At 70.7% G+C, this 20,200-nt stretch carries 17 protein-coding genes and 2 pseudogenes; 11 read left to right on the top strand and 8 right to left on the bottom strand.

Annotated features, from left to right (window positions below; genetic code table 11):
- Positions 1–96: 96 nt before the first annotated feature.
- Positions 97–525: a VOC family protein gene (locus tag AB0N31_RS32990; protein ID WP_366062176.1), complete on the top strand. Its 429-nt coding sequence runs from the start codon at positions 97–99 to the stop codon at positions 523–525.
- A 110-nt stretch (positions 526–635) separates the two neighbouring features.
- Here the strand turns inward: AB0N31_RS32990 and AB0N31_RS32985 are convergent, their stop codons facing one another.
- Together AB0N31_RS32985 and AB0N31_RS32980 are read right to left on the bottom strand one after the other, a co-directional pair.
- Positions 636–1,190 carry a methylated-DNA--[protein]-cysteine S-methyltransferase gene (locus AB0N31_RS32985; protein ID WP_366062175.1) on the bottom strand — a complete coding sequence of 185 codons (555 nt, stop codon included), beginning with the start codon at positions 1,188–1,190 and terminating at the stop codon, positions 636–638.
- A 73-nt stretch (positions 1,191–1,263) separates the two neighbouring features.
- Entirely contained in the window at positions 1,264–2,133 is an 870-nt protein-coding gene (locus AB0N31_RS32980) for a glycerophosphodiester phosphodiesterase family protein (protein ID WP_366062174.1), read from the bottom strand.
- Between the two features lie 275 nt (positions 2,134–2,408).
- Here AB0N31_RS32980 and AB0N31_RS32975 point away from each other — a divergent pair, with 275 nt between their 5' ends.
- The 6 genes from AB0N31_RS32975 to AB0N31_RS32950 all read left to right on the top strand — a co-directional run bounded on the left by AB0N31_RS32975 (position 2,409) and on the right by AB0N31_RS32950 (position 10,784).
- Positions 2,409–3,266: an MHYT domain-containing protein gene (locus AB0N31_RS32975; protein ID WP_366062173.1), complete on the top strand. Its 858-nt coding sequence runs from the start codon at positions 2,409–2,411 to the stop codon at positions 3,264–3,266.
- A 40-nt stretch (positions 3,267–3,306) separates the two neighbouring features.
- Positions 3,307–5,454: an excinuclease ABC subunit UvrB gene (gene uvrB, locus AB0N31_RS32970; RefSeq protein ID WP_366062171.1), complete on the top strand. Its 2,148-nt coding sequence runs from the start codon at positions 3,307–3,309 to the stop codon at positions 5,452–5,454.
- A gap of 154 nt (positions 5,455–5,608) precedes the next feature.
- A complete protein-coding gene (locus AB0N31_RS32965) occupies positions 5,609–6,187 on the top strand; it encodes a TerD family protein (protein ID WP_366062170.1) in 579 nt (192 codons plus the stop codon).
- Positions 6,188–6,241: 54 nt separating this feature from the next.
- The gene (locus AB0N31_RS32960) at positions 6,242–8,266 is read left to right on the top strand and encodes a TerD family protein (RefSeq protein ID WP_366062169.1); all 2,025 of its coding nucleotides are present in this window, start codon (positions 6,242–6,244) and stop codon (positions 8,264–8,266) included.
- A gap of 288 nt (positions 8,267–8,554) precedes the next feature.
- On the top strand, positions 8,555–9,556 hold the full coding sequence (locus tag AB0N31_RS32955) for a TerC/Alx family metal homeostasis membrane protein (protein ID WP_366062168.1): 1,002 nt from the start codon (positions 8,555–8,557) through the stop codon (positions 9,554–9,556).
- A gap of 127 nt (positions 9,557–9,683) precedes the next feature.
- Positions 9,684–10,784: an ionic transporter y4hA gene (locus tag AB0N31_RS32950; RefSeq protein WP_366062167.1), complete on the top strand. Its 1,101-nt coding sequence runs from the start codon at positions 9,684–9,686 to the stop codon at positions 10,782–10,784.
- Here the strand turns inward: AB0N31_RS32950 and AB0N31_RS32945 are convergent.
- Positions 10,774–11,802: pseudogene (locus AB0N31_RS32945) on the bottom strand (MFS transporter); the annotation flags it as partial. The gene AB0N31_RS32950 and the pseudogene AB0N31_RS32945 sit on opposite strands and share 11 nt — an antisense overlap.
- A gap of 42 nt (positions 11,803–11,844) precedes the next feature.
- On the bottom strand, positions 11,845–12,891 hold the full coding sequence (locus AB0N31_RS32940) for a S66 peptidase family protein (protein ID WP_366062166.1): 1,047 nt from the start codon (positions 12,889–12,891) through the stop codon (positions 11,845–11,847).
- A 102-nt stretch (positions 12,892–12,993) separates the two neighbouring features.
- On the opposite strand from AB0N31_RS32940, the gene aroQ reads away from it, so the two are divergent.
- A complete protein-coding gene (aroQ, locus tag AB0N31_RS32935; protein ID WP_366062165.1) occupies positions 12,994–13,467 on the top strand; it encodes a type II 3-dehydroquinate dehydratase in 474 nt (157 codons plus the stop codon).
- A 191-nt stretch (positions 13,468–13,658) separates the two neighbouring features.
- Entirely contained in the window at positions 13,659–13,970 is a 312-nt protein-coding gene (locus tag AB0N31_RS32930; protein WP_366062164.1) for a hypothetical protein, read from the top strand.
- A 205-nt stretch (positions 13,971–14,175) separates the two neighbouring features.
- On the opposite strand, the pseudogene AB0N31_RS32925 reads toward AB0N31_RS32930, so the two are convergent.
- A pseudogene (locus AB0N31_RS32925) lies at positions 14,176–14,358 on the bottom strand (MBL fold metallo-hydrolase); the annotation flags it as partial.
- A gap of 223 nt (positions 14,359–14,581) precedes the next feature.
- Positions 14,582–15,028, bottom strand: coding sequence for a hypothetical protein (locus AB0N31_RS32920; RefSeq protein ID WP_366062162.1), 447 nt, complete (start codon positions 15,026–15,028; stop codon positions 14,582–14,584).
- Positions 15,029–15,321: 293 nt separating this feature from the next.
- Here AB0N31_RS32920 and AB0N31_RS32915 point away from each other — a divergent pair, with 293 nt between their 5' ends.
- Entirely contained in the window at positions 15,322–15,519 is a 198-nt protein-coding gene (locus AB0N31_RS32915; protein ID WP_366062161.1) for a hypothetical protein, read from the top strand.
- A gap of 53 nt (positions 15,520–15,572) precedes the next feature.
- Here the strand turns inward: AB0N31_RS32915 and AB0N31_RS32910 are convergent, their stop codons facing one another.
- Both AB0N31_RS32910 and AB0N31_RS32905 read right to left on the bottom strand, forming a co-directional pair.
- Entirely contained in the window at positions 15,573–16,226 is a 654-nt protein-coding gene (locus AB0N31_RS32910; protein ID WP_366062160.1) for an MBL fold metallo-hydrolase, read from the bottom strand.
- Between the two features lie 10 nt (positions 16,227–16,236).
- On the bottom strand, positions 16,237–16,926 hold the full coding sequence (locus AB0N31_RS32905) for a maleylpyruvate isomerase family mycothiol-dependent enzyme (protein WP_366062159.1): 690 nt from the start codon (positions 16,924–16,926) through the stop codon (positions 16,237–16,239).
- 223 nt (positions 16,927–17,149) lie between these two features.
- Between AB0N31_RS32905 and uvrA the strand changes: the two genes are divergently transcribed.
- Complete coding sequence (gene uvrA, locus AB0N31_RS32900; RefSeq protein WP_366062158.1) at positions 17,150–20,152, top strand: excinuclease ABC subunit UvrA; 3,003 nt, start codon at positions 17,150–17,152, stop codon at positions 20,150–20,152.
- Positions 20,153–20,200: the final 48 nt, after the last annotated feature.

The following is a 20,200-nucleotide window of genomic DNA, read 5'->3' as shown; positions in this document are numbered from 1 at the left end:
CCCGCCTCCTGTCCGTCGGTCCTCCCTCATCTCTGGCGGGCGGCGCGTCCGGCCAAACCCTTGCGGCCTGTGGGGGACGACACCAGTCTGGAAGGCATGACCGACGACTCGCCCCGCCTCGACCACGTCGTCCTGTGGGTGCGCGACCCGCTCGCCGCGGCCGACTTCTACGAGAACGTCGTCGGCCTGACACCCGTCCGGCTCGCCGCGTTCGCCGCGGGTGAGGAGCCCTTCCCCTCCGTCCGGGTCGACGACGGGAGCCTCCTCGACCTGATGCCGCTGACCATGGTGAAGGGCATGACGATGCTCCCCGGGGCGGCCGACAGCGCCGGACACCCCGTGAACCACATCTGCCTCGCCCTGTCCCGCACCGCCTTCGACGCCCTCCGCACCCGCCTGGCCGAGCACGCCGTCCCGGTCTCGGACGTCTCGCACGGCTCGTTCGGAGCCCGGGGCGCGGCCACGCGCAGCCTCTACTTCCGCGACCCGGACGGCAACGTCGTCGAGATCCGGCACTACGACTGACGCGGGCGCCGGTACGCACCCGCGCCGCCCCGCTCGGGCGCCGTCGCCGGCCCCGACGCGGACCAGCCGTCCCAGCCGGTCCGCGCCTGCCCCGACGCCCGTCCGGCCGCTCAGAACAGCGGCTCGGGCAGAAACCCCTCCAGGGCGAGCAGCCTGCGCTTGGCCTCCAGGCCGCCGCCGAAACCGCCGATTCCGCCGTCGCTCTCCACCACCCGGTGGCAGGGCACCATGACCGGCAGCGGATTGGCACCCATCGCCGTCCCCACCGCCTGCGCCGCGCCGGGCTGGCCCACGCGCTTGGCCAGATCGCCGTAGCCGACGACCGCGCCGTACGGGACGCCGGAGGCCAGCTCGCGCAGGACCTGCCGGTTGAAGCCGGAGATCAGCGACCAGTCCAGGGGGAGTTCGAAGTCGCGCCGCTCCCCGGCGAAGTAGGCGTCGACCTGACGTATCGCCTCGTGCAGCAGCGGAGATCCGGGCGACTCGACCGGCTCCGCACCCAGCCGGTCCGCGAGGCGGCGGAGCGCCTTCTCGCGCACCGGCTCATCGGCGTGGAACACGACATTGACCAGGCCCGCGCGAGTCGCGGCCAGCAGCAGCGGACCGATGCCGGTGTCGACGACGGTCCACACGACCTGCTGCTCGTACTGTCCGTGGCTGTCCATGTGCCCACCGTACGACCCGTCACCGACAACGCCGCGGCCCGACGGCGGGCACGGCGCAGGACCGGTCGCGGGGTCAGCGCTCGTACAGGGCCCGCGCCACCACATCCGGCTTGTCGCTGATGATGCCGTCGACGCCGTACCCGGCCACGGTCCGGGCCGTCGCCGCGTCGTCCACGGTCCAGACGAAGATCCTCAACGGCCTGCCGTGCGGTCCCTCGACCGCGTGCACGGCGGAGACGTACTCCGCGGAAAGAGACACGTACGAGGGATTGACCAGGTCGGTGAAGGCCGCGCTGCCGGGCAGGTCCCGCACCGGTGGCCTGCCCAGCAGACCGGTCGTCACCGACGGCGCCAGGTCGTGGACGGCCCGCAGACTGTCGGCGGCGAAGCTCTGCACGACCAGCCGGTCGAGATGCCCCCGGTCCAGCCACCCCTCGTCGGCGAGCACCTTGAGGGTGTCCCGTTCGATGCCCGGGTACAGCGCGGGGTTCTTCAGCTCCAGCAGCAGTTTCTGGTCGTGGCGCTCGACACGGCGGACGTACTCCCGGAGCGTCGGCACGCGCGCGCCCGCGTACGCGGGGCCGAACCAGCTGCCCGCGTCGAGCCGTGCGACCTCGGCCGCGGTGAAGTCCCGCACCTTCCACGGGGCCCGCCCGGGAAAGACCTCCTCGACGTCGGTGGTCCGCTCGAGGCTGTCGTCGTGGATCACCACCAGTTCGCCGTCCTCGGTGCGCTGGACGTCGTTCTCCACCCAGCGGACGCCCAGGTCGGCGGCCGCGTCGACGGCCGCCAGCGTGTTCTCGGGAGCCTGGGCGGAAGCGCCCCTGTGGGCGATCACCACGGGCCGCCCGACGATCCCCGCCCGGGCGTCGTGAACAGGGAGCAGGAGGGCGACGAAACCCACCAGTGCGGTGGTCGCCGCGGCGACTGTGCGCGCGTGCATGCGTACTCCTCGCATCGGCCGATCACATACGGCACAACTCTGACAGCAGAGAGTCGACGACGGATGCGCGCGGGAAGGCCGAAGGACGGAGGTTGACGGCCGGGGCCGCACACCGGTGCCCCACATTGCGGCAAGGCCGTGTTTCTTTGCCGGAAAATCGTTCGACCATTCCGGTGGCAGTCATACTGCTCTGCGTCAATCCTGATCGCTCGCGCGGTCCTGGGTACACGGCGCGCTCCAGGCATTCCAGCAACAGGGCGGAAGGGCAACCGCGCATGCACGGCACGGCCGACGGATTCAGCTACGGACTCGTGACACCGCTGGTGGCCTACCTCATGGCCTGCCTCGGCGGTGCCCTCGGCCTGCGCTGCACGACCAGAGCCATGCGTGTCGCCCGCTCCTGGCGCCCCGGCTGGCTCGCCCTCGGCGCGGCCGCGATCGGCTCCGGCATATGGACCATGCACTTCGTCGCCATGACGGGCTTCACGGTCGACGGCGCCCCGATCCACTACGACAAGCCGATGACCTACGCCAGCCTCGGCGTCGCCGTCGTCATGGTGGGCGTCGGGATCTTCATCGTCGGCTACCGGGGCGCGGCCGGCACCGCCCTGTTCACCGGTGGCACCATCACGGGCCTCGGGATCGCCTCGATGCACTACCTGGGCATGGCCGGTATGCGGTTCGACGGCAAGTTCGAGTACAACACCCTCACCGTGGGTGTCTCCGTGGCCATCGCGATGGCCGCCGCCACCGCCGCGCTGTGGGCCGCCGGGCAGGTCAGGGGCTTCCTGTGGAGCGTCGGCGCGAGCCTCGTCATGGGCCTCGCCGTGACCGGCATGCACTACACGGGCATGGCCGCCCTCAGCGTCCATCTGCACGCCACGGGATCGCCGTCCGCCGGCGACTCGCCCACCGATCTCCTCGCGCCGATGCTGATCGGCCCGCTCGCCTTCCTCTGCCTCGCCGGCGTGGTGGTGCTGTTCGACCCCCTCATGATGACGGGCAGGCCGGGCCGCGGCCCCGCCGAGCGCAGGCCCGGCGTCCCGGCCCACCCGCACCCCGTCGCCCGGGCCCGGCTCCGCACCCGCCGCCGGACGGCCCCGCACGAGCACCGGACCCCGCAGAACCGCTGACCGGACCGCATTGTCAGTGGTGGGTCGTACGGTGGATGGCATGCGGCCCGTTTCCAGCATCGAACGCACGGTGGCGCCTTTCGAGGTCGTCAGCCCCTACCAGCCCAGCGGTGACCAGCCGGCGGCCATCGCCGAACTGGCCAAGCGCATCGAGGCCGGTGAGAAGGACGTCGTCCTCCTGGGCGCGACCGGCACCGGCAAGTCCGCGACCACCGCGTGGATGATCGAGAAGCTCCAGCGCCCCACGCTCGTGATGGCGCCGAACAAGACGCTGGCCGCCCAGCTGGCCAACGAGTTCCGCGAGCTGCTGCCGAACAACGCGGTCGAGTACTTCGTCTCGTACTACGACTACTACCAGCCCGAGGCGTACGTCCCGCAGTCGGACACCTACATCGAGAAGGACTCCTCGATCAACGAGGAGGTCGAGCGGCTGCGCCACTCCGCGACCAACTCGCTGCTCACCCGCCGCGACGTCGTCGTGGTCGCCTCGGTCTCCTGCATCTACGGCCTCGGCACCCCCCAGGAGTACGTGGACCGCATGGTCCCGCTGAAGGTCGGCGCCGAGATCGACCGCGACCAGCTGCTGCGCCGCTTCGTCGACATCCAGTACACGCGCAACGACACGGCCTTCACCCGCGGCACCTTCCGGGTCCGCGGCGACACCATCGAGATCTTCCCGGTCTACGAGGAACTGGCCGTCCGCATCGAGATGTTCGGCGACGAGATCGAGGCCCTGTCGACCCTCCACCCGCTCACCGGCGAGATCATCAGCGACGACGAGCAGCTGTACGTCTTCCCCGCCACCCACTACGTGGCCGGCCCGGAGCGCCTGGAGCGCGCCGTCAACGACATCGAGAAGGAGCTGGGCGAGCGCCTCGCCGAACTCGAGAAGCAGGGCAAGCTCCTCGAGGCCCAGCGCCTGCGCATGCGCACCACGTACGACATCGAGATGCTCCGCCAGATCGGCAGCTGCTCGGGCGTGGAGAACTACTCGATGCACTTCGACGGGCGCCTGCCCGGCTCCCCGCCGAACACCCTGCTCGACTACTTCCCCGACGACTTCCTCCTCGTCATCGACGAGTCCCACGTCACCGTCCCGCAGATCGGCGCCATGTACGAGGGCGACGCCTCCCGCAAGCGCACCCTCGTCGACCACGGCTTCCGGCTTCCCTCCGCCCTCGACAACCGACCCCTGAAGTGGGAGGAGTTCCAGGAGCGCATCGGGCAGACCGTCTACCTGTCGGCGACGCCCGGCAAGTACGAACTCTCGCGCGGGGACGGCGTCGTCGAGCAGATCATCCGCCCCACCGGCCTCATCGACCCCGAGATCGTCGTCAAGCCCACCGAGGGCCAGATCGACGACCTGGTGCACGAGATCCGCACGCGCGTCGAGAAGGACGAGCGGATCCTGGTCACCACCCTCACCAAGAAGATGGCCGAGGACCTCACCGACTACTTCCTGGAACTCGGCATCCAGGTCCGCTACCTGCACAGCGACGTCGACACCCTGCGCCGCATCGAGCTGCTGCGCGAACTGCGGTCCGGTGAGTTCGACGTGCTGGTCGGCATCAACCTCCTGCGGGAGGGCCTCGACCTGCCCGAGGTGTCCCTGGTGGCCATCCTCGACGCCGACAAGGAGGGCTTCCTGCGCTCCGGCACCTCGCTGATCCAGACCATCGGCCGCGCCGCGCGCAACGTCTCCGGCCAGGTCCACATGTACGCCGACAAGGTCACCCCGGGTATGGAGCGGGCCATCGAGGAGACCAACCGCCGCCGGGAGAAGCAGATCGCCTACAACACGGCGCGCGGAATCGACCCGCAGCCGCTGCGCAAGAAGATCAACGACATCGTCGCGCAGATCGCGCGCGAGGAGGTCGACACCGAGCAGCTGCTGGGCTCCGGCTACCGCGCGAAGAAGGACGGCGGCGGCACCAAGGCGCCGGTGCCCTCCCTCGGCGGCAAGGCGGCCAAGGGCGCGAAGTCCACCAGGTCCGCGAAGGGCAAGGTCAAGGAGACGGTCCCGACCGACCGCCCCGCCGCCGAACTCGCCGACCAGATCGAGGAGATGACGGCGCGGATGCGGGCGGCCGCCGCGGATCTCCAGTTCGAGGTCGCGGCCCGGCTGCGCGACGAGGTCTCCGAGATGAAGAAGGAACTGCGCCAGATGAAGGAGGCGGGCATCGCCTGACGTACCACGCGGGGCCCGGCCGTCGTACGCGCTGTGTTGCAAGAACGACACAAAGTGCGGTCCTGGGTACGGCACTGTCAGTGCCCTTGCGTAGGGTTTTCGTCAACCGCGGGGACCGCGGCAACAGGGGACAGTCCGAGAGGGGAATCAGCGCGTGACCGTCAACATGACCAAGGGTCAGGCCATCAGTCTGCAGAAGACCGACGGAGGCAGCCTGACCGCGGTGCGCATGGGTCTCGGCTGGCAGGCTGCCCCCCGGCGCGGCCTGTTCGGCTCCCGCACCCGGGAGATCGACCTCGACGCCTCCGCGGTCCTCTTCGCGGACAAGCAGCCGGTCGACGTCGTCTTCTTCCGCCACCTGGTGAGCGACGACGGCTCGGTCCGGCACACCGGCGACAACCTCGTCGGCGGCGTCGGCCAGGGCGGCGACGACGAGGCGATCCTCGTCGACCTCTCCCGCGTGCCGGTCCACATCGACCAGATCGTCTTCACGGTGAACTCCTTCACCGGCCAGACCTTCCAGGAGGTGCAGAACGCGTTCTGCCGCCTGGTCGACGAGACCAACGGCCAGGAACTGGCGCGCTACACCCTCGCGGGCGGCGGTGCCTACACCGCCCAGATCATGGCCAAGGTGCACCGGGTGGGCGCGGGCTGGAACATGACCGCCCTCGGCACCCCGGCCAACGGCCGCACCTTCCAGGACCTGATGCCGGCCATCCTGCCCGCGCTGTAACCGGGCCGGGCGGCACACGACGACACGACACACGACGCAGGGGGACCACAGGCGATGACGGCCGAGCTGGTGCGGGGCCAGAACCACCCGCTCTTGGAAGTCCGCCTGGAGATCCGGGTCTCGGCCGGCGCCCCGGTCGTGGCGGCGGCCACGCTCTGCGACGAGAGCGGCAGGATCCACGGCGTGGAGCGGGTCGCCCACCCGGGCGCACCCACTCTGCCCGGTCTCGAGGTCTCCCGGCAGGCGGCCGCCGACCACCGCCTCGCGGTGGACCTGGACGCCGTCGCGGAGAGCGTGCACCGCGTCAGCGTTCTGCTCGCCCTGCCCACCGGGGTGGGCGGACCGGTCGCCTTCGGCTCCCTCGCCGCCCCCTTCGTCGCCGTCACCGGCCTCGACGGTTCCGAAGTGGCCCGCTTCACCCTCACCGGCCTCGGCCCCGAGTCGGCCGTCGTCGCTCTGGAGCTGTACCGGCGTCAGGGCGCCTGGAAAGTGCGGGCGGTCGGCCAGGGGTACGCGGGCGGCCTCGCCGCCCTCCTCGCCGACCAGGGCCTGGCGCAGGCCCAACAGCTCGCGTCCGGCATCAACGAGGCCGCGGCCCGGGGCCTGGCCCGCTCGGTGCCGGCCCCACCGCCGCGCACGGCCGACGCCGACCGCTCCCGACAGGCGGCCGCCTCCGCCCTCGGCCCCGACCAGGGCGGATCCCCGTACGGCGGGCAGAGCACCCAGGGGCCCGCCGACCCGTACCCGGGTCCCCAGCCGTCGCAGGGCGCAGCGGATGCCGTGGCGGGGCACCCGGCCGGGCCCGCGGACCCCGCGGCCACCACCCAGCCGGGCACCCCCGCGGCGTCCGGCACCGGCGGCCCCGTCGACTACAGCCACCCGCGGCGGCGGAACACCGCCCCGCCGCCCCCGCCCGCCGCACCCCCGGCCGAGCCCGGCAGGCCCGCACGGCCGGTCGCCGGTGACGCCACCGGCTGGTCCATGGAGGAGCGGCTGTACAACCAGGTCTGGGGCATGTTCGAGGACCTGGCCCGCACCACGGCCGCGTACCGCAGCGCCGTCGACTTCGCCGACACGCGCAGGGAAAGGGAACTCGACGAGGTCCTCTCCGACCCGCGCAGCCGGATCGGCGGCCAGGGCGACGCCGCCCGCGAGACCGCTCACGCCAAGCACGCCCAGCTCGTCGACCAGGCCCGGCAGGTGCTGGACCGTGATCTCGCCCAGCTCGTGGCCGAGGCCGAGGTCGTCGAGCCGGCGCTGCCGCCGGCCTTCGCGCGCTGGGACAACCCCGTCTGGCACGCCTATCGCGTCCCGATGGAAATGCCCATGGCGCTGCGCCTGGGCGACCTCCGCCTTCCCGAGAGCGACCGGTTGCGCATCCCCATGCTCATCCGCCTCCCGCTGGAGCGCGGTCTGTGGGTCGACAGCGGGCGGACGGGCTCGCCCGACGGCTCGTTCCTCGACTCCCACGAGCTGCGCCGTCTCGCGCTGGACTCGGCCGTGGCGCACACGGCCCGGCTGCTGGCGGTCCATCCGGCCGACGAGTTCACGGTGCACGTCGTCGACCCGGACGGTTCGGGCGCGTCGGCGCTCGCCCCGCTGGTGCGGAGCGGAGTGCTGGCGGCGCCGCCCGCCGCGGGCTCGGCCGGTGTGACGGACGTGCTCACCCGGCTCACGCAGCACGTCGACCTGGTGCAGATGGCGGTGCGCGGCGGTGCGGCCGACTCGCTCCCGCCCGGGTTCGACACCGCCCAGCAGCTCCTGGTCGTCAACGACTTCCCGCACGGCTTCGACGATCGTGCCGTGACCCAGCTCCGCTACCTCGCGGACGAGGGCCCGTCCGTCGGCGTCCACCTGATGATGGTCGCCGACCGCGAGGACGCCGCCGGATACGGTCCGTTGCTGGATCCGCTGTGGCGCGGGCTGATGCGGCTGACCCCGGTGCCCGACGACCACCTCGCCGATCCCTGGGTCGGCCACGCCTGGACGTACGAGCCGGCCCTCGTACCGCCCGGCAGCCAGGTGCTCCAGCAGGTCCTGACGCAGGTCACCGCGGCCCGCCGGGCATGGCGGGGCTGATCGCTTCCACCTCTTCACCAAGCGACCGTAAAGTCGCCCTGACCGGCACCTTTGATCTTCTCTTTGCCAACCCCTTTACCTTTCCTTGGTGATTGGGTACTGTTTTTCGTACGGAGGGGAGTACTCCCTGCCAGCTGCGGCGTACCCGTCAATACGGATCAGAGCTGATCCCGGGGCGCCGGCCCGTGCGGCCCCGTGCGCATGCCCTGCGCCGGGACCCGGGGTGGAAGAGACCTCCGGCAGCGCGACGACGCTGATCACCTGCCGTTACGTACTGCCGGAGGCGCAGTGGATGTTTCCCTGACCCTGTGGGTCCTGACCATCGTGGGCCTCGGTGCCCTCATCGCGATCGACTTCTTCATCGGCCGCAAGCCGCATGACGTGTCGATCAAGGAAGCCGGTATCTGGACCGTCGTCTGGATCGCCCTGGCCGCCCTGTTCGGGCTCGGCCTGCTCGTCTTCGGCGGGGGGCAGCCCGCCGGAGAGTTCTTCGCGGGCTTCATCACCGAGAAGTCGCTCAGCGTCGACAACCTCTTCGTCTTCGTCCTGATCATGGCGAAGTTCGCCGTCCCCTCGCAGTACCAGCAACGGGTCCTGCTCGTCGGCGTGCTCATCGCCCTGGTCCTGCGGGCGATCTTCATCGCCGCGGGCGCCGCGATCCTCGCCAGCTTCTCCTGGGTGTTCTACCTCTTCGGTGCCTTCCTGATCTGGACCGCCTGGAAGCTCATCCAGGAGGCCCGGGCTGACGAGGAGGACGAGGAGTTCGAGGAGAACAAGCTGCTCAAGGCCGCCGAGCGCAGGTTCGGTGTCGCCGACCGCTACCACGGCACCAAGCTGTGGATCGAGCAGAACGGCAAGCGGGTCATGACCCCGATGCTGGTCGTGATGCTCGCGATCGGCACCACCGACGTGCTGTTCGCCCTCGACTCGATCCCCGCGATCTTCGGCCTGACGCAGGACCCGTACATCGTGTTCACGGCCAACGCGTTCGCGCTCATGGGGCTGAGGCAGCTGTACTTCCTCATCGGCGGCCTGCTGCGCAAGCTCGTCCACCTCAGCTACGGCCTGTCGATCATCCTCGGCTTCATCGGCGTCAAGCTGGTACTGCACGCGCTGCACGAGTCCGGGGTCCACGTCCCCGAGATCAGCATCCCGGTCTCGCTCGGCGTCATCTGCTCCGTCCTGATCGTCACCACGATCACCAGCCTGCGGGCCTCCAGGAAGCAGACGGCGGCCGGTGAGAAGCAGACCGGGAGCGAAGGTGTCCCGAAGGACAGCATCGACGTCTGACCGCGGACGACGCGGGAACCATCTCCGGGAGCGGTGCGCGGCGGTTCGCCGGGCGCCGCTCCCGGCGCTTCTCCGGGCGCCTCCCGGAAGGAATGCGGAGCCCGTACCGCTCTGCGACGATCGCTGCATGATCGCTCGGCTCAGGTCGCTCACGACCCGCTGGACATCCCTCGTGCCGGCGCTCGCCGTCGTCCTGCTGGCCCTGACCTGGGGCCGTGACCTCGCCCCCGCGGTCGTCGCCCTGATCACGGTCGTCCTCGCCGGAGCGGTCCTGGCGGCCGTGCACCACGCCGAGGTCGTCGCGCACCGCGTCGGTGAACCGTTCGGCTCCCTGGTACTCGCGGTCGCCGTGACGATCATCGAGGTCGCGCTCATCGTCACGCTGATGGCGGACGGCGGCGACAAGAGTTCGACCCTCGCGAGGGACACGGTCTTCGCGGCCGTGATGATCACCTGCAACGGCATCGTCGGCCTGTGCCTCCTCGTCGCCTCCCTGCGCCACGGCACGGCGATCTTCAACCCCGAAGGCACCGGCGCGGCCCTGGCGACCGTCGCCACCCTGGCCACCCTCAGTCTGGTCCTGCCGACCTTCACCACCAGCAAGCCGGGCCCGGAGTTCTCCAGCGTCCAGCTCACCTTCGCCGCCCTGTCCTCACTGGTCCTGTACGGCCTGTTCGTGGCGACCCAGACCGTCCGGCACCGGGACTACTTCCTCCCGGTCACCCGGCAGGGCGACGTGATCACCGGGGACGACCACGCCGCCGCGCCTTCGTCACGGACCGCGCTGATCAGCCTGAGCCTGCTCGGCCTGGCTCTCATCGGCGTGGTCGGACTGGCCAAAGGGGTCTCGCCCACGATCGAGGAGGGCGTGGAGGCCGCCGGGCTTCATCACGCCGTCGTCGGTGTGATCATCGCGCTGCTCGTCCTGCTCCCCGAGACCATCGCCGCACTGCGCTCCGCCCGCCGCGACCGGGTGCAGACCAGCCTCAACCTCGCGCTCGGCTCCGCGATGGCCAGCATCGGCCTGACGATCCCGGCGGTCGCCCTGGCCTCGATCTGGCTCTCCGGTCCGCTCGTCCTCGGCCTCGGCCCCACCCATATGGTGCTGCTCGCACTGACCGTCGTCGTCAGCTCCCTGACGGTCGTTCCGGGCAGGGCCACGCCGCTGCAGGGCGGCGTGCATCTGGTGCTGTTCGCGGCGTACCTGGAGCTGGCGGTCAATCCCTGAGGTCTTTCGGTGGGGCCGGCGCCGGTCGGGTCTCCGGCAGCAGGGCGAAGCAGCCGAGGCTGAGCAGGGCGACGCCCGTCAGATACGCGCCGACCCCCCAGGGGACGCGCCCCGAGTGCTCCGCGAGTGCCGTGGCCGCGAGGGGCGTGAGCGCGCCGCCGAGAACTCCGCCAGGTGGTAGCCGACCGCCGCGCCCGTGCAGCGGATCCGCGGCTCGTACAGCTCCGGCAGATAGGCGGCGACGACGGCGAACACGGTGACGAACGCGAGCACGGCGCCGAGGAGGCCCAGGAACATCGCAAGCGCCTCGCCCGTGCCCAGCAGCGCCACCGGAGGGAACATCCACAGCGCGGCGGCGGCGCAGCCGACGAGGCACAGCGGTCGCCGCCCGTAACGATCGCCCAGCAGAGCGGCCACGGGCGTCAGCGCCCCCTTCACCACCACCGCCGCCGTGACGCAGGTCAACATGACCGTACGGCTCGCCCCGAGCCGTTGCGTCGCGCAGGCCGGCGACCAGGTCGTCACGGTGCAGAAGATCGCGTAGCCGACGGCGAGTCCGCCGGCGGTCAGCAGGACGAGTCGCCAGTGGGAGCGCACCACCTCGGCGAGCGGCACGCGCGCGCGTGCCTCGATCTCCAGGAACCGGGGGCTCTCGGGCAGCGACGACCTCAGCCACAGCCCGAGCACCACCGGCACCCCGCCACCCGGAAGGGCACCTGCCGGCCCCACCGGGCGAACTGCTCCCCGGTCAGCGCCGGCACGACCCCGTTGGCGAGCACGAAGCCCACCGCGGGCCCGACTTGGGGAAAACTCGACCACAGCCCGCGCCGCCCGACGGGCGCGTGCTCCGCCGTCAGCAGCACCGCGCCTCCCCACTCCCCGCCGAGCCCGGGCCCTTGCAGGAACCGCAGCACCAGCAGCAGCACGGGTGCCGCCACCCGATCGAGCCGTACGTCGGCACGCATCCGACCGCGACCGTCGAGGCGCCCGTCAGCAGCAGGGAGAGGACCGTGACCGGGGGTTACGGGGCGCACGGTGTCGCGATCGCGTCGCGCGGGGCTCAGTAGGTGACGGTGACGCGTCGTCCGGGGCCGTCGACGCGGATCGTCCCTCCGTAGGGGAGGACGAGCTGCGGGTCCGTGTGGCCGAAGTCCACGTCGAAGACGGCGAGGGCGTCGGGCGCGTACACCTCCAGCGCGCCCAGTACCGCTTCGCGCTGCTCCGCGGCGTATCGGGCGGCTTCCTCGGGGCCGTGGGGACGCTCGAAGGACCAGGTCTTGGCACGGCCCATCAGGAACGCGGGGAACCTCTGGAGGAGGCCGCGCTCGCCCATGTTCCGCAGGATCCGGAAGACCTCCGTGGCGCTGGGGAGTTCCTCGGAGGTCTCCAGGAACAGCACGCCGCCGTCGTAGACCGACAGGTCGTGCGAGATCTCGCGGTCGGCCATCAGGAGCCAGGAGAGGATCTCCAGATTGCCGCCCCAGCCGCGTCCCTCGACCACGCGGTCGGCGTTGCGCCAGATCCAGCCGGTGCCCGGCCGGGTCTCCGGCTGCGACGCGAAGGCCGCCGGGTCGGCCCAGTCGCGGTCGACGTCGTTCCAGCGTTCTGCGGGCCGCAGTTCGTAGGCGTCCGAGGTGAACAGGGCCGCCCGCAGGGAGTCCGCGGTCAGCGCGTCCATGGTCACCGGCCGTCCGAGCTGCACCATCACGCTCGCGCCGTGGTAGCCGACGATCCCGGTGTTGTACAGGAAGGCGAGCAGGTTGGTGTTGTCGCTCGTGCCGAAGAACGGCTTCGGGTTGGCCCGGATCAACTCGCGGTCCAGCAGCGGCAGAACGGTGATCTGGTCGTCACCGCCGATCGACGCGATGACCGCCTTGATGCCGGGATCGGCGAAGGCGGCGTGGATGTCGTCGGCCCGCGCCTGCGGCGTGGCGCCCATCGTGCGGGTCGTCGGGTACTCGACCGGTTCGAGGCCGAACTCCTCGCGCAGTCTTTCCAGGCCCAGTTCGAAGGGGACCGGGAAGAGGCCCGGCAGGCCTTCGGCCGGCGAGAGGACGGCCACCCGGTCACCGGGGGAGGGCTTCGGAGGAGACGAGGGTGTGGTCATGCGGGTGAGGCTAGGGCTTCCCGCCCCGCTGTTTCACCGTGATAAACCGGGTCCGAGCAGCGGTCCGACGGGCCGCCCCACGCCGAACGGACCGGAGGAACCGTGCCCCGCACCCTGGCCAGCGCCCCCATCATGATTCTCAACGGCCCCAACCTGAACCTCCTGGGGCAGCGCCAGCCCGAGATCTACGGCTCCGACACGCTCGCCGACGTCGAGGCGCTCTGCGCGAAGGCCGCGGCGGCGCACGGCGGCACGGTGGACTTCCGGCAGTCCAACCACGAGGGGGAGTTGGTGGACTGGATCCACGAGGCGCGGCGGAACCACTGCGGCGTCGTGATCAACCCCGGCGCCTACTCGCACACGTCGATCGCGATCCTCGACGCGCTCAACACCTGCGACGGACTGCCGGTGTTGGAGGTCCACATCTCCAACATCCACCAGCGGGAGTCCTTCCGGCACCACTCGTACGTCTCACTGCGCGCCGACGGCGTCATCGCGGGCTGCGGAGTGCAGGGCTACGTGTTCGCCGTGGAGCGCGTCGCCGCACTGGCGGGGGCGGGGCAGGTTAGCACGTGAGCCCCGGCCGCGCGTGAGCACCGGCTCTTGGCAGGCGCCCCTCACAGATGTCCGGCCTCCACGGAGGCAAGGCGTCGTACGAGTCGATCGCGCCCGCCTTCCCACGCCGACGGGTGGCAAGTTGCATGACCCGTATGGGGCATTAGTGTTGAAATCAGTCACCCTGCAACCTATGTGCTCAAGGGGTAGTTATGACCGCTAGGCATTGGAAGCGCTCCGTCATCGCCTGCTCGGTCCTCATTCTCGGTTTCGCACCGGTTGGCATACAGCAGGCCTCAGCGGCCGCGCCGACCGAGACCCACGCCAGTGCGCCCGCAGCCGTCAACAGCCCACGCGACTATCGGCAGGGCTTCAGGGACGGCTTCCGGGACGGCTACCAGGATGCCAGGGACGACTGCCGACCGGGCGGGGGGCTCCGCAGCTTCAGCACCAGCGACTACACCCGTGGTTACGCCGACGGCTACAGCGCCGGCTTCGCCCGGGCCGAGCGGCGGTACTGCTGAGTGACGCCGACTCGGCGAGCAATCCTGCCGTGAAGTCAGGGAGGCCGTTTCCCGGGGCACTTCGGAGCCTCCGGAGGCGGCCTCCCCGTCTCGTTACCCCCTCGGGCAGCGGCTCCGGTGCGGGCACTGCCCGGTGGGCACCGCCAAGGGGCGGGAAGCGGTGTGAGGCGGGCTCCTCACCGGTTGCCCCGTACAGATCGACGGATCACCAGCCTCGGGATCGCCACTCCGCCGGTCGCGGCCTCTCGGAGCCGAGCGTCGTGTCGTTCCCGTGGCCCGGATAGATCCACGTTTCGTCGGGCAACGGGCTGAAGATCTTCTCCTCCAAGCCGTCCATCAGACTCGTGAAGTCCACCGTGTTCGTTGTTCTTCCAGGGCCGCCGGGAAAGCACAGGTCCTGGAGCAGCACATCACCGACTGCCGTTCATGATCGCGGCTGTGGTGACTCTCCGTGGCTCTGGCACGGAAAGTGATCCAGAACCCAGGTTCAGCGACCGCCGACAGGGGGAATTCGCGCCTCTGGGCCACTCGACCCCGAGGATGCGGGAGTGCAGCGCGAAGCGCCCGTCCCTCAGGGTGGTCGGGGGGCGGGCGCTTGCGTAGGGGGATCACTACTGGAGCTTCAGGCCCCCTGGTGAGGTGAGGCCTTTGTCGGGGTGGGCGCGGAACGTCGCCGTCCGGGTGGTGGGCGGGCACGTCGCGCCGTTGGGGTGCTGTTCCGTCAGTTTGGCCCGGGTGCTGTCCTCGACGACCGTGTCACCGCTCTTCGCGGACGTCACGGTGACCCGCACCGGCACGGTGGACGCACCGATGTCGTCGCGGAGTCGGACCGGCAGCGCGGCGAACGGGTCGTCGGGACTGCCCGATGTCCGCTCCTCGCAGGTGCCGTCCACGCACAGCCGGATCCTCACAGCGTCTCGGCCGCCGAAGTCGGCGGGCCGCCACACGACGGTGACCTGCGAATCCCCGTCGGCCTGGGGACACGACGTGTCCTTGCCGAGGAGCGAGCGTCCGGTCAGGGACGCCGCCAGCAGCACTGTGAGAAGGGCGCGACGCATGTCGGTACCTCGCTACCGTGCCGGGGAAGGCGCTGTCGGCCAAGCCGATGTCAGTGAAATATAGCCAGCACGGGTCGAACATCCCGCCGCTGTTGTCACTGCCGCCGCCACCGCCGCCGGAGATGATGCCCTTGGCGGTGGCCCCTCCGACGCTGTTGACGGTGTACACCGGACCGCCGGAGTCACCACTGATGGTGCAGGATCCGGATGTCTTCTTGGCGGCCGGTCGCACGGCGCGTCGCCGAACGTGACCCCACCGTCCGGCGGAAGGCCGGCGCCTCCAAGACCAACTGTTGGCGGCGTCTGGGCTCCTCGGCGACACCCCCTTCGCGTTCTTCGCCGGCATGGCCGAGTCCGAACGCGAGAACATCCGCGAGAAGTCCCTCGAAGGGCAGGCGTCCGCTCGCGACAGGGACTGCCGCGGCGGACGGCCCAGGGCTGGACGCCACCGCCCGTGGGGCATGACGCTCCCCAAGCGCCGACGGGCCTGAACGCGCGTTCGCCCCCGCTCGGTTTCGAAACGGGGGCGGACGTCGTCGGACGGTTACCAGCCTCGTGCGCGCCACTCCGCGAGGTGGGGCCGCTCCGTGCCGATGGTGGTGTCGTCGCCGTGGCCGGGGTAGACCCAGGTCTCGTCGGGCAGGACGTCGAACAGCTTGGTCTCCAGGCCGTCCATCAGGGAGGTGAACTCTTCGGGACGTGTTGTCCGGCCAGGGCCGCCGGGGAAGAGACAGTCGCCCGTGAACACGTGCGGATGCCCGTGCGGGTCGTCGTACACGAGGGCGATCGAGCCCGGCGTGTGTCCGACGAGATGGCGCGCGGTCAGGCGCACGTCGCCCACCCGGACGACGTCGCCGTCGTCGAGCAGGACGTCGGTCGGCACCGGGATGCCCTCGGCGTCCTCCCGGCCGGCGTACGTACGCGCGCGCGTGGCCGCGACGACCTCGGCGAGGGCCTGCCAGTGGTCTCCGTGACGGTGTGTGGTGACCACGGAGGCGATGCCGTCGTCACCGATCGTGCCGAGCAGCGTCCGGGCGTCGTCGGCCGCGTCGATCAGCAGCTGCTCGTCCGTGGCCCGGCAACGCAGCAGATAGGCGTTGTTGTCCATCGGGCCGACCGCGATCTTGGTGATCATCAGGTCCTTCAGCTCGTGCACGTCCGCCGAGCCGCCGACCCGCACCTCTCCGCTGTACGTCATGACCGCCAGCCTATAGCGGGGGGAGGGCCGGGAGCGGGCCGCCGTCGACCGTGAGCGCGGAGCCGTCGCGGCGTCCCGAGAGCCAGCCGAGCAGGTCCGCGGCCGGGCCCCCGACATCGACGGGCCCGCCGGGTGCGCCGCCGCCCGTGCTCCAGGTCCCGCCGCCGTCGCCGCTCAGGCGCGTCGACGGTACGTCCCCGTGGCCGCGGAAGCGTTCCACGAGGAAGTCGATCTCCCGCGCGACGAATTCCTCCGGCAGGTCCTCCAGCTCGTAGCCGATCCCGAGGTCCACGTGGTGCAACTCCACCTCCGCCCAGCGCCGGAAGGGCACCCGCGCCGCCGAGTCGGTGACGCCGTTGCGCAGCTCGACCGTGCGCGACCAGTCCGCGGGGACGGCGGCGGCCTCCTGGAGGCGGGCGGCGCTCTCCCTGACGTCCGCGAGCTGGACGTCCAGGGGGCGCGGGGCGTCCCGCTCGATGTCGGCGTCCCGCACGGCGGCGTCGACGTACATGGGACGGCCCTGGAAGACGTTCACCAGGGCGTCGGCGTTGCGGGCCAGGTGGGCGAGGACGTGGCCGCGGCTCCAGCCGGGCAGGCGTGACGACTGCGTCACGGACGCGTCGTCCAGTTCGGCGGCTGCGGTGAGCAGTCGGTCCGTCGCGTCACGTACAGACGCCAGGTCATGAGCGTGATCAATCATGGTGCTGACCTTAGCTTCGCCACTCCTTCGGGTGAAGGTGGTCGGCAGCCGCCCACAAATCGAATGTGCGTGCCATAAGGTCGTGGGCGGCGTCGGGCATGCTGGAGGGCAGGGCATTGTTGTCAACCCGTGAATCCGACCGGCGTTGTCAGTGGGTCCCCCTAGTCTGAGAGGGACGGGGGCCCCGCCCCTGTCACTCCTCTCAAGAAAGGTGCGGACCGGCGTGGCCGACCGTCTCATCGTCCGTGGCGCGCGCGAGCACAACCTCAAGAATGTCTCGCTCGACCTGCCGCGCGACTCGCTCATCGTCTTCACGGGCCTGTCGGGGTCGGGCAAGTCCTCGCTGGCCTTCGACACGATCTTCGCCGAGGGGCAGCGACGCTACGTCGAGTCCCTCTCCTCCTACGCCCGGCAGTTCCTCGGCCAGATGGACAAGCCGGACGTCGACTTCATCGAGGGCCTCTCCCCGGCCGTCTCGATCGACCAGAAGTCGACCTCGCGCAACCCGCGCTCCACGGTCGGCACCATCACCGAGGTCTACGACTACCTGCGTCTGCTCTTCGCGCGCATCGGCAAGCCGCACTGTCCCGAGTGCGGCCGCCCCATCTCGCGCCAGTCGCCGCAGGCCATCGTCGACAAGGTGCTGGAGCTGCCCGAGGGCAGCCGCTTCCAGGTGCTGTCGCCGCTGGTCCGCGAGCGCAAGGGCGAGTTCGTCGACCTGTTCGCCGACCTCCAGACCAAGGGGTACAGCCGCGCGCGGGTGGACGGCGAGACCGTCCAGCTCTCCAACCCGCCCACGCTGAAGAAGCAGGAGAAGCACACCATCGAGGTGGTCATCGACCGCCTCACGGTGAAGGAGTCCGCCAAGCGCCGCCTCACCGACTCCGTCGAGACCGCCCTCGGCCTGTCCGGCGGCATGGTCGTGCTCGACTTCGTCGATCTGCCCGAGGGCGACCCCGAGCGCGAGCGCATGTACTCCGAGCACCTGTACTGCGCGTACGACGACCTGTCCTTCGAGGAGCTGGAGCCCCGCTCCTTCTCCTTCAACTCGCCCTTCGGCGCATGCCCCGACTGCTCCGGCATCGGCACGCGCATGGAGGTCGACCCCGAGCTGATCATCCCCGACGAGGACAAGTCCCTCGACGAGGGCGCCATCCACCCCTGGTCCCACGGGCACACCAAGGAATACTTCGGCCGCCTGATCGGCGCCCTCGCGGACGCGCTGGGATTCCGGACCGACATCCCCTTCGCCGGCCTGCCGCAGCGCGCCAGGAAGGCCCTCCTCCACGGCCACAAGACGCAGATCGAGGTCCGTTACCGCAACCGGTACGGCCGCGAGCGCGTGTACACGACGCCGTTCGAAGGCGCCGTTCCGTTCGTGAAGCGCCGGCACAGCGAGGCCGAGAGCGACGCCAGCCGCGAGCGCTTCGAGGGCTACATGCGCGAGGTGCCCTGCCCCACCTGCGAGGGCACCCGCCTCAAGCCGATCGTCCTCGCGGTCACGGTCATGGGGAAGTCCATCGCCGAGGTCTCGGCCATGTCGATCAGCGACTGCGCGGACTTCCTGGGCGAGCTGAAGCTCGACGCGCGCGACAAGAAGATCGCCGAGCGCGTCCTGAAGGAGGTCAACGAGCGCCTGCGGTTCCTCGTCGACGTCGGCCTGGACTACCTCTCGCTCAACCGCGCCGCCGGCACGCTCTCCGGCGGCGAGGCCCAGCGCATCCGCCTGGCCACCCAGATCGGCTCCGGTCTCGTCGGCGTGCTGTACGTCCTCGACGAGCCGTCCATCGGCCTGCACCAGCGCGACAACCACCGGCTGATCGAGACCCTCGTCCGGCTGCGCGACATGGGCAACACGCTCATCGTCGTCGAGCACGACGAGGACACCATCAAGGTCGCCGACTGGATCGTCGACATCGGTCCCGGCGCCGGCGAGCACGGCGGCAAGGTCGTGCACAGCGGCTCCCTGAAGGAACTGCTCGCCAACGACGAGTCGCAGACCGGGCAGTACCTGTCCGGCAAGAAGGCCATCCCGCTGCCCGACCTCCGGCGCCCGCGCGACCCGTCCCGGCAGCTCACGGTGCGCGGGGCCCGCGAGAACAACCTGCGGGACATCGACGTCTCCTTCCCGCTGGGCGTCTTCACCGCGGTCACGGGCGTCTCCGGCTCCGGCAAGTCGACCCTGGTCAACGACATCCTGTACACGCACCTGGCCCGCGAACTGAACGGCGCGAGGAACGTACCGGGGCGCCACACGCGCGTGGACGGCGACGACCTCGTCGACAAGGTCGTCCACGTCGACCAGTCGCCCATCGGCCGCACCCCGCGGTCCAACCCCGCGACCTACACCGGCGTCTTCGACCACGTCCGCAAGCTGTTCGCCGAGACCACCGAGGCCAAGGTCCGCGGCTACCTGCCCGGCCGCTTCTCCTTCAACGTCAAGGGCGGCCGCTGCGAGAACTGCGCGGGCGACGGCACGATCAAGATCGAGATGAACTTCCTCCCGGACGTCTACGTCCCGTGCGAGGTCTGCCACGGCGCCCGCTACAACCGGGAGACCCTGGAGGTCCACTACAAGGGCAAGTCCATCGCCGACGTCCTGAACATGCCGATCGAGGAGGCGACCGAGTTCTTCGAGGCCGTCCCCGCGATCGCCCGCCACCTCAACACCCTCAAGGACGTCGGTCTGGGCTACGTCCGCCTCGGCCAGTCCGCGACCACCCTGTCCGGCGGTGAGGCACAGCGCGTCAAGCTCGCCAGCGAGCTCCAGCGCCGCTCCACCGGCCGCACGGTCTACGTCCTGGACGAACCGACCACGGGTCTGCACTTCGAGGACATCAGCAAGCTCCTGAAGGTCCTCTCCGGCCTCGTGGAGAAGGGCAACACGGTCATCGTCATCGAGCACAACCTCGACGTGATCAAGACCGCCGACTGGGTCGTCGACATGGGCCCCGAGGGCGGCGCGGGCGGCGGCGTCGTCGTCGCCGAGGGCACGCCGGAGGAAGTGGCCGGGGTGCCGGCCAGCCACACAGGCAAGTTCCTGCGCGAAGTCCTCGGCGACCGCGTCAGCGACGCGCAGCCGGTCAGGGCCCCGCGCGGGGCGGCGGCGAAGAAGACGGTCGCGGCCAAGGCGGCGCCGAGGAAGACGGCGACCGCCAAGGCCGCCGTCGACAGCACGCCGACCAAGAAGGCCGCCGGTACCGCGAAGAAGGCGACGAAGAAGTAGGAGAAACGGCGGCGGCGCCCCGCGGGGGGGTGCCCGCGGGGGGGGGGC

The organism is Streptomyces sp. NPDC051051 (genome assembly GCF_040682975.1).
Lineage (GTDB): Bacteria > Actinomycetota > Actinomycetes > Streptomycetales > Streptomycetaceae > Streptomyces.
This window is presented reverse-complemented; position numbering and strand designations above follow the sequence as displayed.